The sequence below is a fragment of the Mesobacillus subterraneus genome, assembly GCF_023715485.1.
GTDB lineage: Bacteria > Bacillota > Bacilli > Bacillales > Cytobacillaceae > Mesobacillus > Mesobacillus subterraneus_B.
Genome location: NZ_JAMBOF010000002.1, coordinates 445,606 through 460,694, shown reverse-complemented (window position 1 = coordinate 460,694; position 15,089 = coordinate 445,606). Strand labels below are relative to the sequence as shown.

Here is a 15,089-nt window from a genome sequence, read left to right as displayed (position 1 = left end):
GTCTTCACGGTACTGGTATTAATATTTAATTCATTGGCAATCTGAGAATAAGAACGACCTTCCTTTTTTAGTTCAACAGCTCTGATTTTAACTTCCATAGTGTAGTTTTTATAGATTTGGCCTTTTTTCGGCATGTTAATCACCCCTTAAAATGGTTTCCAAACTAGTTGTTTTTCAACCTCTACTTTAAGGGGTGCACATCACGGTTCTAGTGTTTCAGTGTGGAAGCGAAAAACACAGGGAGGGTTCGAAAACCAGGGACGGTTTTAGTGTTTCGAAAGTATGTTCTGATCAGTACTTATTGAAGGTAAGCATAGATTAATTGAACATTAGAAAAGCATAACTAGTATAGTTTTGTTTATTTGAAATTTAAACTATGCTGTTTTGCTTTTCCCCTTATTTTTATCCTTGTTTCGTTGCTCTTGGTGCCATTGTTTATATCCAGTTAGATGTTCATCGAGTAGTTTAGAATAACTAAACCAAGTACTTGTTTCAACTTTCGAGGTGTAATCATCTAAACATTTCCATTTAGATATTAATTCAACAGCAGGTTCTACATATTTTTCATTTTTAGCTGCTATCTTTATTAAATTGGTACAAACATCTCTTGTCCAATTCTTTGTATCATATTTATTGTTAGATTCCTCATTTGGTATTCCAATTAAGTCAAACACATGGTCCACCATCTCATTCATTTCTGCATCAAACACTTCAATAGCTTTTGATATTACGGTTCATTTGAAAAAATCCGATTAAATGATTTTTGTTTCTATAGAAACTCCTATTCTTTGTTTACAAAAGCAATCCACGTCGAGTATGAAGGGCTCTCTTCTTTTTCACCACGGTAATAGGCAAATTGGTCTTTACATATAGCTTTCAGGTTGTTTGATAACTTACGCCAAATATAAAACTCATAAATATGTTGCATATATGGGCTATGAACTCCTTTACCAGAAAGCAATTCATCCATCATTCTATTGCGAATATCCTGCTCGGATTTATAAGAGAAAAACAGTAAACAAAACCCTGCCTCTTCTAAATTGCGAATATTAACGTAGCCCTTTGAGTATGGATTAAATAATTTGCTTTCTTTTTTTGACCTGTTGATCGCATCAGATATTGTTTCGCTTTTATCCTCATACTCAATATTATTATGGTCGATCCGTTGGTATCCTTCTAAATCGCCTTTGAAAACCAATATTTCATCGTAAGATTTTCCTAAAACTCTGGAAAGTATGATTAAATCTTTTTTATCTGGAAGGGATTTTCCACAATAATAATTAGAGATTGTTTTGGGTTCTCTTCCCAAAAGATTTGCTAATTGTGATTGAGAAATGCACTGATTTTGTACCAAGAATTTTATTCTTCGACTAGTTGCTTTTATAACGATATTATCCAGTTCCGAAAAATCCTCCATTTGTTCATTTGTCAATCTGCTACCCCTCCAAAAAAGTAAGATATCAGTATTATAGGTACTTTTTATCTTTAAAAGAAGTAGAAAAATTGTTTCTAGGTGAGGCGCGGTGACGATTTTCGTATCCTATTCGGATTAATAAACCATTCCTATATCAGGAGAGACATGGGGACGGTGATGTGCACCATTGTATTAATGGTTCGGAGTTCTTTTTTTTATTGTGTTTTAAAGGGCCTCAGTATATTTTCACTCCGATAGAAAATCGTTCTTGGGATTTATAATGAGGATTTACGACTCTGTTGTCCCCTTTTATTTGCTTTAGTTTATAAATTACATGCATTTAACGTTTGTTCACTTGCTTTTTCAACCAAATACTGGGTATAAATAACTCTGAAAAAATGTCGATAATAAAAAAGTGACAATAGTAAATATTTATATCCTGATCAATTAATATGCTTATTTGAAAGGTGTTTCTAATGAGAAAATATTTCACAATAACTCTGTCTTTCTTGTTATTAGTAAGCTTGGTCTTTGTAAAAAGGACTTATGCAATGGAAGATCTTGAAGGTCCTGAGCTAGTAAAAGTAGACATAAATAAAAGCAGTATAAATGCGAGTGAAGAAATTACTGTTTTTATAGATCCAAAGGAGGATATATCAGGGGTACAATATGCAGGAATTGTTGTGAAAAGTCCTTCTGGAAATCAGAGTTTTGGTAAGAATATATGGAGTCCCGATGCTGAAGGAAGATACACTTATACAATCAGTATAGGAGAAAATGCAGAAGCAGGAAAATGGGGAGTAGACAGTATTTCATTAGTAGATAACGCGGGCAACACTTCTGTTTACTGGAATGGCAGAGATTATGATTTGAATTTTGATGTAGTTAATACAAACGAAGATACTACTGGTCCAGCGCTAGCAAAAGTAGAAATTAATAAAAGTACTATAAGTGCGGGTGAAGAAATTACTGTTTTCATAGATCCAAGGAATGATATATCAGGGGTACAATATGCAGGAATTGTCGTGAAAAGTCCTTCTGGAAATCAGAGTTTTGGTAAGAATATATGGAGTCCCGATGCTGAAGGAAGATACACTTATACAATCAGTATAGGAGAAAATGCAGAAGCAGGAAAATGGGGAGTAGACAGTATTTCATTAGTAGATAACGCGGGCAACACTTCTGTTTACTGGAATGGAAGGGATTATGTATTAAACTTTGATGTAAATAATCAAGGTGATTATAAAAAACCAAATGTTCCCACAGTCCAAGAAATAACAGATAGAGAAAGTAATTTAGTAGGCACATCCGACCCTGGGTCAACCGTTGTTATTACAGTAGACGGAAAAGAAATTGCACGTACATTTGCTAACGAAAAGGGGAACTTCTCTGTAAGTATAGATCACCATACAGCAGGGAAGCTAATTAAAGTTTATGCAGTAGATAGTTCAGGAAGTACAAGTGAAGCCGCAAGTATAACAGTCAAAAGGAAACTACAGACCTTAATTGGGAGTACAAGGTATACCACAGCAATTGAAGCTTCAAGAATGGGATGGAAAACATCAGGAACAGTCCTATTAAGCAATGGTGAAGCCATTGTCGATGGACTTACAGCAACTCCTCTTGCCTCTGCAAAAAATTCTCCTTTACTTTTAACGAAGAGGACATTGCTGCCTGATGAAACGCTTCAGGAAATCAGGAGATTAGGGGCAAAAGAGATTATTTTGATTGGCGGTACCGGTGTCATTTCTACAACTGTAGAAAACCAGTTGAAATCCAAAGGTTATAAGGTGACACGTATTGGCGGTAAGGATAGATATGAAACATCTCTGATGATTGCCAGGGAACTGGATAAAATCATTGATGTTGATACCGTGCATCTCGCCTACGGATGGGGTGAACCAGACGCATTATCGATAGCAGCACAGGCTGGATTGAAAAAGCAGCCGATCATTCTGGCGAATAAAAACACAGTTCCTGCTGCTACATTCAGCTGGCTGAAACAAGAAGGTTTAGCGAATGCTTACTTTATAGGTGGTACTGGGGTAATATCGCCAAATATTCTCAGCCAGATGGATTCCATCACCAAGCAGAGTGTGTTAAAAAATCGTATTAGCGGCCAGGATCGTAATGCTACGAATGCCAAGGTCCTTGAAAGGTTTTATAAAGGAGCTAATTTGCAAACAATTCTAGTCGCAAAATCCGAAACAAATCTGTTGGTGGATGCCCTGACAGCAGGTCCATTGGCCGCAAAAATGGGAGTCCCGGTACTACTTGTTTCACAAAAAGGATTGCATCCAGAGCAACAAACCGTTTTAAACGGCATTACAACAAAGTTTGTACACCAAATCGGTGGGGGAATCAAGGATTCTGTCATTAATGTTGTTGTTCAATAGATGTTTGGCCCCAGTCAAGGAGGAGCCTCTTTTAATAGGAGCTCCTTTTTTGAGATAAACCGTTTTAGGTATCAGTTAAAGGTAGTAGTATGATGAAATACGAAACTAATACATCCCGTGATAGCATTCTTAACTCTTTTATAAAAAGGGAGATTGAAGATAATATTTTTTTAATTTCGACAGAATTCGAGCGATTTGAAGTGCCTTTTCTTATACTATTATTTTTAGGAATTCACTTTAAGAAAAACGTAAGATTAATAATCTACTATGGAGGAAAAATTGTGAAAAGAAGTATATTGTTTTTAGTTGCTATTGTTTTGCTATCAGCTTCTTCATTTTCCCGTCCAGCATTAGCAAACTATGGTTTTGCGGAAAAACCATTGAACCTGCAAAATGATGAAGATTTTCAACTTGTTAATGAAAAAGAACCAAATGATTATTTTACCGAAGCAAATTCAATCTCACTTGAGGACGAGGTCACTGGAACGATGAGTTCATCAGATCGGGATATGTACAAGATAACCATTCCGAAAAGAGGGGGCTTTCTTCTTTATGGTGCAATGTTAGAAACTTTCACTAGTGTAAATGGTGAAATCAGTATTGTGATCTATAAAGAACACTCAGATGGAACTAGGGAGCACTTACCCGAGGTGCGTAGTTCATTTGATGATGAAGGTGGGTTTTATGCTGAGGCTATTTTAGAACCTGGTACTTATTATTTACAGTTAACGGACAACTACGATACAACAAGAGGCGAACAATACAGATTCACTACAATGATTAGGGAACCAGGTATAGATAGAATTTCTGGTAAGGATAGATATGAAACTGCTGTGAATGTTGCTTATGAGGGTTGGTACGGGAGTGGTGCCGATGAAATTTTATTGGCAACTGGAACAGACTTCCCGGATGCCCTGGCTGCAGCACCGTTAGCCTACTATTTAGATGCGCCTATTTTGCTCACAACAAAGAATTCATTGCCGAATTCTGTTATTCGAGCAATTCATGATCTGGGAGTAGAAAAGGTAACTATCATTGGCGGTACTGGAGTTGTGTCCCAGGCGATTGAAGCCTACCTCAAGAATACTCTTGGAATAACAGTTGAACGAATTGCAGGAAGCACAAGGTATGAAACTGCTGTGCAGATTGCAAAAAAGCTGCCATTACAAGATACTTCTATTGTAGTTTCAGGACAAAATTATCCTGACGCCCTATCTGTTGGATCATATGCTGCTATAAGTGGTACCCCAATCCTGTTAACTGAGGCAAATAAACTGCCTGTTTCAACGACAGCTGAAGCAAAAAAATATAAAAATACATTTGTTATTGGCGGGACAGGAGCAGTGTCAGAGAATGTCTTTAAACAATTACCTGACCCTGTTCGGATCAGCGGACAAAACCGGTATGAAACATCAGCGAACGTATCAAAATACTTCTTTTCAGCGGGAATTGACTCTTCATTTGTGACAACCGGTACTAACTTTGCAGATGCACTATCAGGTTCAGTCCTGGCGGGATTTTACAAGGAGCCCATTGTATTAACCACTCCAAAGACACTTCACCCTGCGGCAAAGGCACTCTTTGGTGATGAACAAGTGTTATGGTACACCATCATTGGTGGACCAGGGGCAGTGAGTTTGGACATTGAAGATGAACTTTGGTCACTAATTCAATAATGATGATTGATGAGGCAGAATGGATTCTGTCTCTTTTTTTCAGTTTTTTTGATGTAGCTTATTGGAAATACAACGACGAGAGACATAGGGATGGTGTTTCATTCGGCAGTCGAAATAGTTTGGTTGATATTTACTAATATCTGGAGATGGATGGTGATTTTTCTTTTTGATTGCAGCGATTCTTGCAGCTAGGAAGCTGAGGTTAGGAGAGACCGCAAGGCTGAAACTCAAAGGAATTGACGGGGGCCCGCACAAGCGGTGGAGCATGTGGTTTAATTCGAAGCAACGCGAAGAACCTTACCAGGTCTTGACATCCATTTGCAGAGGGTCTGGCATCAGCAAATGCTAATGTCCAAAATTCAAAGGTAACTGTAAAAGGTGAACTAAAAACTGATCGAGTGCTTGTAAAGCTTGACTCTGGGATTAAAGCTACTAATTTAGAAAGCTATGATATTGTTGATTCTCAAGTCGGCAAGGTACAAGGGCTTGTGCAACAATCAGCACCCCGTTCTGATATGCATATTGAATCGCTGAATTATAAGAGGAGGAATATGAATAACTTCTAAATCGTCAGCTGTTTCGAGTAAACGATTGGCTAGGTCGTTATTCGATATATAAGGTTCATTGCTCAAAATCAGGGCAGCAACCCCGGCTACAACAGGAGAAGCCATGGACGTTCCGCTCTTCCATGCATAGCCTCCATTTGGAACCGTCGAAAGAATTGATGAACCTGGAGCAGCAATATCGATGTCAGAACCATAATTGGATAAATAAGACAAATCATCGTTACTAGTTGTTGAACTGACTGAAATAACATTTTCGTATGAAGAAGGATAATGAGCCCCACTTACAGCATCGTTACCTGCCGTTATAGGTGGTACTGGGGTAATATCGCCAAATATACTCAGCCAGATGGATTCCTTCACTAAGCAGAGCGTGTTGAACAACCGTATTAGCGGCCAGGATCGTAATGCTACAAATGCCAAAGTGCTAGAGAAATTCTATAAGGGAGCAACATTGCAAACAATCCTCGACTCCAAGAAGGAAACGAAACTGCTGGTGGATGCTCTGACAGCCGGACCATTGGCAGCCAAGATGGGAGTTCCTGTTCTACTCGTCTCACAAAAAGGATTGCATCCAGAGCAACAAACCGTATTAAATGGCATGACAACAAAGTTTGTACACCAAATCGGCGGGGGAATAAAGGATTCTGTTATGAATCAAGTTGTTCAATAGTAAATCTGATAATAGTTAGCAAGTTGGCAATAGCAGATACAAAAAATAACCATCCTCTAAAAAGGGTTGGTTATTTTCTATTTTATTATTTTTTTTGGATCAAAATAAAGGGACGGTAATCGCGTTTCAAGACCTGTAATAATATGTATTTTTATGAAACGGAGCCTTTCCTGTGCTTCTAAATCACCCTCAGTAATATTAAAATACCCAATTTCCAAAATCCTCTCAGTTTCAATAAGTACTTTGATGACTTCATTTTATTAGAGCATTATATGTAAAATTGACTACCATTCCAAAAAACGACATAAAAATAATCATTTTGTCACAAAAACAAGAAAAAATTTTTACCATTTAACGGTAATATATGTAACTATTGTAAGGGAAATACGTTTATAAGAGTGTAAAAAACGTTTTAAATAATGCATGCCATCGGCTATTTTTGCAAAAAAGCCATTCAGGCAAGTTGGTCCTGCAATATTTAAATCAGTTTGGAACTCAAGGGGGATGGGGTATGAAAAAATTCATTATTTGTATTATGCTTCTTGTATCCATGGTGTTCTTTGAGGCACCAGCATTGGCTGCGGGCGGAGACATTATTGTTATCAATAAGTCGAACAATCAACTAGCTTATTATCAAAATAATAAACTAGTAAAAACGTTCAAAGTGGGTACCGGTCGGAAACCTTCATATACACCGGAGGGAAAGTTCAAAATAGTTAATAAAATTAAGAATCGACCATATTACAGCGGGAATATCCCTGGTGGAGATCCAAGGAACCCACTTGGCAATAGATGGCTTGGTCTAAATGCGAGAGGGACTTGGGGAACAACTTATGCAATTCACGGCAACAATAATCCTAAATCGATAGGCGAATATGTGAGTGGCGGATGCATCCGAATGTACGATGAAGAAGTGGAATGGCTTTATAAGCAGGTAAAGGTCAATACCCCTGTAATCATCACTACTTCTAAAAAGTCCTTTAATGCTATTGCAGCTGCTAATGGATATAAGGTTACTGGCGGGGCTTCTGTGCCAGTGTATGCCGTTCCTGCAGGCTCAGTCCTGAAAAAAGGCATGAAGGGTGCGGAAGTTAAGGAATTGCAGAAGCTCCTTACAAACAAGGGCTATAGCACGAAGGGGATCGACGGAGTATTCGGACCGGCTACTGAAGCAGCCGTGAAGAAATTCCAAAAAGCCAAAAAACTGAAGGCCGACGGGGTAGTTGGACCAGCCACCAAAAAGGCACTTGGAATGAAATGAATGGGATAAATCCCTATGTAAGGTAGTCATCTCATTGATGGTTGCCTTTTCTTTTTTTGCTAAGCTTGTGAAGAAGCATGGAGACTCTATACCATTGGGAAATGAATTATAGCTACCTGTCGCCACCCAGAACTTGTCAAAGTAATAGGTTGGTTTAAATATATCAATAAAGGAGATTGATTCAGTTGATAGCTGGTCACTCTCTTTTTCTATATTCGTCACTAGCCAACAGAGGTACAAATTAATAAACTGCGCATAATAAACAGTCCAATTTTGCACAAAATTATTCGGAATATTTGGTCTCCTGTTTTTTGTAACGCTGGCGTATATTATATTTAAACAATTGTTTGATTTGTATAAAGTCCTATTTTGCACAAATAATTGTACTAAGGTGGTGGTTTATCTGTCTCTTGATCAACGCAGTAGTGCAATGTTATCGTACCTCGCGCAAACTCAGGATTATGCTCCGGTGAAGGTGCTGTCTGAGAAATTCAATATCTCAAGAAGAACGATTTATTATGATATTGAAAAAATTAATGGATGGCTTAAAGAGCATAAGCTTTCGCCTGTGCAATATGTGCGGTCGGCTGGGTTTTTCCTGGAGGAGGAAGCTGCTTCGCAGGTTCCCGAGAAGTTAGGTTCATTGAAGGTCTGGCATTATGAATACACACCCAAAGAGAGAAAAGCTTGGCTTTCTATCTATTTAATGTCCAGGACGAGTCCATTATATCTTGAGGACTTGATGAAGAAGGTACGTGTCAGCAGGAATACAGTCATCGAAGATTTAAAGAGCTTGAAAGAAGAATTATTGCGTTTTGAGTTAGATCTGGAGTTTGACCGTAAAGAGGGTTATGTCATCACTGGGAAAGAAGATGATAAAAGAAAAGCGATTGTCTACTATTTACAGCATATTTTTACAGAGCAAAGCTGGCAAACAGTATTAGCCCAAATTCCAGTCCTCCTTAATGCCAATGATGAAGGTCTGAATTTATTCGATTCAGAAAAAATGAAAGCGGTTCAATTTATCGTCAGTTCGATTGAGCAGGAGTTGAATATACAATTTACGGACGAATTCATCCATAATTTTGTGTTTCGCATACTGCTTTTTGTTCGAAGGCTGGCACAAGGGAAAAAAATCAAGATTGATTCTGTAGAGAAAGAAATTCTCAAGGAAACAAAAGAATACCAGGCAGCAATAAAAGTCAGTGACCAGTTATCTAATCTTTTTCATGTGAACTTTCCGGAGGATGAAATTTTTTATATTACCAAACATCTCTTGGGATCCAGGATTCAGTTCTCAGAGGATCTGCTTTTACACAATAGCAACCATGAAACAGCGATGCTTTCCGATGTTGTATCAAACATGGTCACAGACTTCCAGACGTATGCATGTGTGTTTTTTGAAAATCGCAGAGAAATTGAGAAAAATCTAATATTGCATGTTAAACCTGCTTTCTACCGGATCAAATATGGCCTTGAGGTTGAAAGTGAAGTGACTGGCTCGATAAAAGAAAAATACAATGATGTTTTCCAGCTAACCAAAAAAGTGATTGTTCACCTAGAAGAAGCTGCAGGCAAAGAAGTTAATGATCATGAAGTAGCCTTGATTGCCATGCATTTCGGCGGCTGGATGGAACGAGTCGGTGTTAAACCGGCCAATCGAAAGAATGCTTTGCTTGTCTGCACGACAGGAGTTGGAACTTCTCAGTTATTATGGCATCAGCTTGAAGGGCTCTTTTCGACAGTGGATATTCTAGGCTGTGTTTCCAAAAGGGATTATGAGAAAAATCTTTATGATGTGGATTTCATTATTTCGACCATCCCGCTGGAGGAAAGGAATAAGCCGGTTTTCGTTGTCAGCTCTATTTTAACAGAAGCTGAAAAGGAAGGCCTCCTTCAAAAGGTGAATGCCCTGGTTGACGCGAAGCCACAGCAACGGACTTCGATAGAAGCTGTGATGTCTATTGTCCAGAAATATGCGGAAGTTATCGATGAGGAGAGCTTGCAAAGGGAATTGAAGAAATATCTGTATCAGCCAGTAAATACTAGTAAAGAAGTGGTTAAGCCCAATCTAAAAGACCTTCTGAAAAAAGAGAACATCCAGGTTGCTGAAGGTGTTTCTGATTGGAAAGAAGCAATACGGCTAGCTGCACAGCCATTATTGAAGGATAAGGCAATAACAAATGTCTATATAAGGGCCATGATTGATACGTTAGTCAAAATGGGCCCGTATATTGTCGTCTCGCCTAAAGTGGCAATCCCGCATGCCAGACCCGAAGATGGGGTAAACAGGCTGGGAATGAGCGTGCTTTGGCTGGAACATAGTGTACCATTTTCTGATAAAGGAACGCACGATGTTCAGCTTGTAATTGTCCTGGCGGCAATTGATGGGGAAGCACACCTTAAAGCATTATCCCAATTGACGAACATGCTTAGTGATCAGAAGGTAAAGGAAAAATTGCTTGCCACAGGTTCGAGAGAAGGTATTTATGAATTGATCAAGGCTTATTCGGTATAAAAATGAGATAGAAAAGCAATTAAGGCAGAGAGGGTTTTCATCATGAAATTTTTAGAAAAGAATTTAGTAGCACTGGATGTTGCTGCAACCTCTGCTGAAGACGCAATCAGGGCGGCTGGGCAGTTGTTGGTGGAAGAAAAACTTGTGGAGGCACATTACCCGGATGCCATGGTAGATTCTTATAAAACCAATGGTCCTTACTTTGTCCTCGCACCGCAGATTGCTCTTCCACACGCCAGGCCTGAGGATGGGGTGAATGAAGCATCCGTATCATTTGTAAGATTGAGGGAACCTGTGGTTTTTGGCAATCCAGCAAATGACCCTGTTACATTAGTGTTTGCGCTCGGTGCCTCATCAAGTGATGAGCATCTGCAAATCATCCAAAAACTAATGAAGCTGCTGGGTGATTCTGCAAATGTTGAAGCATTGAAGACGGTATCAAACTATGAAGAAATAAATTTATTAATCGGAGGGAACTAATAATGAAGATTTTATGTGTATGCGGCCTAGGACAAGGAACGAGTTTGATTTTGCGAATGAATGTTGAAACAGTGTTAAGAGAACTTGGTATTTCAGCTGACGTTGAAAATACAGATGTATCTACAGCATCAAGCATGGCGCCAGATTATATCGTTACGAGCAATGAATTAGCACAAACACTCGAAGGAACAGCTTCAAAAGTTATTATTGTTAATAACTATTTTGATATGAACGAGATCAAGACTGCATTACAAAATAACTTAAGTTAATTCTAAAAGGGGGAAAATGCAGTGGAAATTATCAAATGGGTTGCGACGAATGTTTTTGGGACTCCGGCAATTTTATTGGGTTTTATCGTATTAATTGGTCTGCTGCTTCAAAAGAAAAATTCCAGCCAGGTTGTAAGCGGCACTTTTAAAGCAATTATCGGATTCTTGATTATCGGTGCTGGTGCGGGAGTAATTGTAAACGCTTTACTGGTATTTGAGCCAATGTGGAAAGAAGTGTTTAACCTTGAAGGCGAATCATTAGGCAAATTCATGGGCCAGGAAGGATTCAATGCTAAATACGGCAGCGCAGTAACTCTGGCTATGACTATCGGTTTTTTAATCAACGTATTGCTTGCTCGCTTCACGAAATTTAAATATATCTATCTGACAGGACATATGATGTTCTGGACTACCACAATTTTCGCAGGTATTGTTGTTCACTCTGTTGGTGATGTTTCTCCAGTAAAACTAGTAATCTTCTTATCAATACTAATGGGTATTTATTGGACAGTACAGCCTGCATTGACGCAGCCATTCATGCGTAAAATCACTGGCAATGACAACATTGCTTTAGGTCACACCTCGGCATCAGTTGCGTTGCTGGCAGCTCTTGTAGGGAAGGTAGCAGGTAATAAAGAGAATGATTCTGAGAAAATCAAATTGCCAAAAGGACTTGAGTTTTTACGGGATTCAAACGTAATCACGGCTTTAACAATGGGATTATTATTCCTTGTAGGTGCGATTATTCTTTCTGCCAAGGGTACTCCTGGTGCGGAGGAATTAATGAAAAAATCGGGAGAACAGAATTTCATTATCTATTCGATCATTCAGTCATTTACATTTGCAGGAGGTATTGCAATCGTCCTGCTCGGTGTAAGGATGTTCATCGGTGAAATCGTACCTGCGTTTAACGGAATTGCAACACGCTTAGTTCCTGGAGCAAAGCCTGCGCTGGATTGCCCAATCGTATTCCCATATGCTCCAAATGCTGTAATTCTTGGATTCCTTGGTGCATTTGCCGGTGCTTTAATCTGGCTTGCAGTACTTGGTAACACAGTTAGCTATGTATTTGTACCAACAATGATTGTCTTGTTCTTCCACGGTGCAACTGCCGGTGTATTCGGTAACGCAACAGGCGGTGTACGCGGAGCGCTTCTCGGAGGCTTCATCACTTCAACTGTAGTTGCATGGGGACAATATATCATGGTGAAAATGCTGATTTCCAGCACAGTACCTGATACTGCAATGTGGGCTGCTGATTCTGATATGTTCATCCTTGGACCAATCATCAAATTTTTAGCTCAGCTATTCTTTTAGTCTATAAGACAATTCCAGTAAAGGGCATCTCGATGCCCTTTACCTATTTCATTAGTCAAAGCACAAGCAGGAGGGAAAGATTATGAGCTTTATTCGTACATTGCGCGGGGATATAAAACCTGAAGATCTAGGCTTTACCTACTCCCATGAACATATCGTTTGCAGGCCGGCCTATTGGGCTGAAAGAGGAGAAGACGACCTGTTATTGGATGACAAGGAAAAATCGAAGCTTGATGTGGAAGATTTTAAAAAGCACGGAGGAAGGTCAATCGTTGATGCGACAGCAGTTGATTATGGCCGCGATGTACAAGCTGTAAAGGAAATTTCTGAAGAGCTGGATATTCATATTGTAGGAACAGCAGGCTTCAATAAAAGCTTTTTATGGGATGCAAAAATAAAGGAAGAACTGAAGCCGATCATTGGTGACTACAAGACGTATACTGATTGGATTGAGAATAAGAGTATTAATGAATTAACAGAATTTGTGATCAGAGAAGTGGAAGAGGGTCTTGAAGGTACTCCTTTTAAAGCGGGCCAGGTGAAATTCGGGACCGGCTATAACCGTATTACACCGCTGGAGGAAAAAACATTGCGGGCTGTGGCGCGTGCGCACCATGAAACAAAGGCGCCGCTTCATTCCCATACAGAAGCCGGCACAATGGGGCTCGAGCAAATCGACCTTTTAAAAAGTGAAGGTGTCGATCTTTCTTATATGAGCTTCGGCCATATGGACCGAAATCCCGACCCTTATTATCATGAGCAAGTCGCAAAAACTGGAGCATACCTGAGCTTTGATGGAATCGCAAAAATCAAATATGCACCGGAAAGCACGCGGATCAACTGTATTCTTGAGCTTGTTAAAAAGGGCTATGAAGATCAGATTCTTGTAAGCGGGGACACAGCCAGGAAGACCTATTTAAAGCATTATGATTACGGTCTTGGCCTGGAATACATTATTGCAAAGTGGGTGCCTCGTTTTATTGACGATGCAAACCGCCAGGGATTTGACGGTGAAAAATTAGTGCGGAAATTCTTCGTCGATAATCCGGCACGATGCTTCACATTTAAAAAATAGGAGGCGCAGCTATGATTTTTCAGAATGAAAACTCCTTTGAGGTTAAAGAGAAAATCCAGAATAGAAAGATTGCTATTTTGCCTATTGGGGCAGTCGAAGCCCACGGGCCACATCTTCCGCTTGGTACAGATAACTATTTGGCAGAACGGCTTTCGGAGAGAGTTGCCGAACAAACAGGGGCATTTGTTTTGCCGACACTTCCTTACGGTCAGGTATGGAGCCTGAAGAATTTTCCCGGAAGTATAAATGTAAGCAATGATTCTCTCATCAGCATACTGGTGGATATCGGTATAAGCCTTTATGATCAAGGGTTTAAAGTATTTGCGATGGTTAATGGCCATCTTGGCAATGCAGTTGCTTTGAAGGAAGCTGCAAGGAAGCTTTATAGTCTATATCCAGACTTTAAGATTCTTTACTTATTTTACCCAGGAGTAAAAAAGATAACGGAGGTAGTCAGGGAAACACCTTCAGCCCATGCCAGCTATTTTCATGCCTGCGAGATCGAGACATCTTATATGCTGTATCTCGCGGATGAATATGTGGACATGTCCCGTGCGATTACCGACATCCCTGATATCCCGATGAATGCGGACGTTACACCAACGCCATGGGAGGAGTTCACAACCTCAGCTGTATTAGGTGATGCAAAAATTGCGACAAAAGAAAAAGGCGAGAAAATTATCGAAGTAGCGATTGAAAATATGGTAAAGCTGATTGAAGGTGCCAAAAATGAAGTTATATGACCTGAATAAACTTGATGGCTTTTTGCTGTTTAACTTCCTTGCTAAGGATAAAGAAAATGCTCGCGAAATAATCGAAGCAGGGACTGGTTTTATCGTCCCAGGAATTGTTTCTTCCGATTTTGACAGCATTGAGGCTGGTATTGAAAAGGTTAAGGAGTTGAAAGAAGTAGCTCCTGTAGTCAGCATTGGGCTGGGAGACGGAGGCAACCCTGAAAATTGGGAAAAGGTTTTAAAGATAGCTGCTGGATCTGATCCCGGTCATATTAATCAGCCTTTTGAAAAATCCAGTTTTTCAAAAGGGTATTTACAGGCAATCGGATTGGATCAGGTTGTTAATGGATTGGTTACTCCATCTGGCAATGTAGGGTCTGTAAAGCTTGCTGGGGTTGAAATCAAGGTAGAGGATTTCGTGAACCTTGCCATCTCAATGGGCATTGAGTCAATTAAATTCATGCCATTGAAAGGAACCGTCCATTTAGAAGAGCTTGTCTACCTTTGTAAAGCAGCAGCTGAAAAGGGAATTTTGTCAGTTGAACCAGCTGGAGGCATTTCTTCAGACAATATCGTTGAAATCATTAAGGCAGTCAAGGAAACAGGGATTTCACTATTCATGCCGCATATATTCGGCTCAACCATTGATAAACTGACAGGCAGGACGCTTCCAGAGGAAGTCAGTAAGATTGTGAATTTAGTTAGGAGATGAT

Annotated in this window: 14 protein-coding genes; 11 read left to right on the top strand and 3 right to left on the bottom strand. The window is 39.5% G+C overall.

Annotated features, from left to right (window positions below; translation table 11 throughout):
• Nucleotides 1–374: 374 nt before the first annotated feature.
• Nucleotides 375–674 carry a hypothetical protein gene (locus M3204_RS04700; protein ID WP_251479051.1) on the bottom strand — a complete coding sequence of 100 codons (300 nt, stop codon included), beginning with the start codon at nucleotides 672–674 and terminating at the stop codon, nucleotides 375–377.
• Nucleotides 675–781: 107 nt separating this feature from the next.
• Nucleotides 782–1,432 (bottom strand): helix-turn-helix domain-containing protein, encoded by a 651-nt coding sequence (locus tag M3204_RS04695; protein ID WP_251479049.1) that lies wholly within the window; start codon nucleotides 1,430–1,432, stop codon nucleotides 782–784.
• A 458-nt stretch (nucleotides 1,433–1,890) separates the two neighbouring features.
• On the opposite strand from M3204_RS04695, the gene M3204_RS04690 reads away from it, so the two are divergent.
• Nucleotides 1,891–3,810, top strand: coding sequence for a cell wall-binding repeat-containing protein (locus M3204_RS04690; protein WP_251479047.1), 1,920 nt, complete (start codon nucleotides 1,891–1,893; stop codon nucleotides 3,808–3,810).
• An 89-nt stretch (nucleotides 3,811–3,899) separates the two neighbouring features.
• A complete protein-coding gene (locus M3204_RS04685) occupies nucleotides 3,900–5,486 on the top strand; it encodes a cell wall-binding repeat-containing protein (RefSeq protein WP_251479045.1) in 1,587 nt (528 codons plus the stop codon).
• 497 nt (nucleotides 5,487–5,983) lie between these two features.
• Here M3204_RS04685 and M3204_RS04680 read toward each other — a convergent pair whose 3' ends face one another.
• Nucleotides 5,984–6,412 (bottom strand): S8 family peptidase, encoded by a 429-nt coding sequence (locus tag M3204_RS04680; protein ID WP_251479043.1) that lies wholly within the window; start codon nucleotides 6,410–6,412, stop codon nucleotides 5,984–5,986.
• A 13-nt stretch (nucleotides 6,413–6,425) separates the two neighbouring features.
• On the opposite strand from M3204_RS04680, the gene M3204_RS04675 reads away from it, so the two are divergent.
• From M3204_RS04675 to M3204_RS04635, 9 genes are all read left to right on the top strand, one after another.
• Nucleotides 6,426–6,722 (top strand): cell wall-binding repeat-containing protein, encoded by a 297-nt coding sequence (locus tag M3204_RS04675; RefSeq protein ID WP_251479041.1) that lies wholly within the window; start codon nucleotides 6,426–6,428, stop codon nucleotides 6,720–6,722.
• Nucleotides 6,723–7,233: 511 nt separating this feature from the next.
• Nucleotides 7,234–7,983: a L,D-transpeptidase family protein gene (locus tag M3204_RS04670; protein WP_285856897.1), complete on the top strand. Its 750-nt coding sequence runs from the start codon at nucleotides 7,234–7,236 to the stop codon at nucleotides 7,981–7,983.
• A 430-nt stretch (nucleotides 7,984–8,413) separates the two neighbouring features.
• Nucleotides 8,414–10,501 carry a BglG family transcription antiterminator gene (locus M3204_RS04665; RefSeq protein WP_251479039.1) on the top strand — a complete coding sequence of 696 codons (2,088 nt, stop codon included), beginning with the start codon at nucleotides 8,414–8,416 and terminating at the stop codon, nucleotides 10,499–10,501.
• A 42-nt stretch (nucleotides 10,502–10,543) separates the two neighbouring features.
• A complete protein-coding gene (locus M3204_RS04660) occupies nucleotides 10,544–10,981 on the top strand; it encodes a PTS sugar transporter subunit IIA (RefSeq protein ID WP_251479037.1) in 438 nt (145 codons plus the stop codon).
• Nucleotides 10,982–10,983: 2 nt separating this feature from the next.
• Nucleotides 10,984–11,250 carry a PTS sugar transporter subunit IIB gene (locus M3204_RS04655; protein ID WP_251479035.1) on the top strand — a complete coding sequence of 89 codons (267 nt, stop codon included), beginning with the start codon at nucleotides 10,984–10,986 and terminating at the stop codon, nucleotides 11,248–11,250.
• Nucleotides 11,251–11,271: 21 nt separating this feature from the next.
• The gene (locus M3204_RS04650) at nucleotides 11,272–12,567 is read left to right on the top strand and encodes a PTS ascorbate transporter subunit IIC (protein ID WP_251479033.1); all 1,296 of its coding nucleotides are present in this window, start codon (nucleotides 11,272–11,274) and stop codon (nucleotides 12,565–12,567) included.
• Between the two features lie 82 nt (nucleotides 12,568–12,649).
• Nucleotides 12,650–13,642 (top strand): phosphotriesterase family protein, encoded by a 993-nt coding sequence (locus tag M3204_RS04645; protein ID WP_251479031.1) that lies wholly within the window; start codon nucleotides 12,650–12,652, stop codon nucleotides 13,640–13,642.
• Nucleotides 13,643–13,653: 11 nt separating this feature from the next.
• Nucleotides 13,654–14,385, top strand: coding sequence for a creatininase family protein (locus M3204_RS04640; RefSeq protein WP_251479029.1), 732 nt, complete (start codon nucleotides 13,654–13,656; stop codon nucleotides 14,383–14,385).
• Nucleotides 14,363–15,088 carry a KDGP aldolase gene (locus tag M3204_RS04635; RefSeq protein ID WP_435367717.1) on the top strand — a complete coding sequence of 242 codons (726 nt, stop codon included), beginning with the start codon at nucleotides 14,363–14,365 and terminating at the stop codon, nucleotides 15,086–15,088. Before M3204_RS04640 ends, M3204_RS04635 begins: the two co-directional genes overlap by 23 nt.
• The last annotated feature ends 1 nt before the right edge of the window (nucleotide 15,089 follow it).

What these genes read in the sequence shown, in the direction of transcription:
- M3204_RS04665 (WP_251479039.1), top strand. Translation starts at nt 8,414, where the DNA reads ATGTTATCGTACCTCGCGCAAACTCAGGATTATGCTCCGGTGAAGGTG.
- M3204_RS04655 (WP_251479035.1), top strand. Translation starts at nt 10,984, where the DNA reads ATGAAGATTTTATGTGTATGCGGCCTAGGACAAGGAACGAGTTTGATT.
- M3204_RS04690 (WP_251479047.1), top strand. Translation starts at nt 1,891, where the DNA reads ATGAGAAAATATTTCACAATAACTCTGTCTTTCTTGTTATTAGTAAGC.
- M3204_RS04640 (WP_251479029.1), top strand. Translation starts at nt 13,654, where the DNA reads ATGATTTTTCAGAATGAAAACTCCTTTGAGGTTAAAGAGAAAATCCAG.
- M3204_RS04670 (WP_285856897.1), top strand. Translation starts at nt 7,234, where the DNA reads ATGAAAAAATTCATTATTTGTATTATGCTTCTTGTATCCATGGTGTTC.
- M3204_RS04685 (WP_251479045.1), top strand. Translation starts at nt 3,900, where the DNA reads ATGATGAAATACGAAACTAATACATCCCGTGATAGCATTCTTAACTCT.
- M3204_RS04660 (WP_251479037.1), top strand. Translation starts at nt 10,544, where the DNA reads ATGAAATTTTTAGAAAAGAATTTAGTAGCACTGGATGTTGCTGCAACC.
- M3204_RS04645 (WP_251479031.1), top strand. Translation starts at nt 12,650, where the DNA reads ATGAGCTTTATTCGTACATTGCGCGGGGATATAAAACCTGAAGATCTA.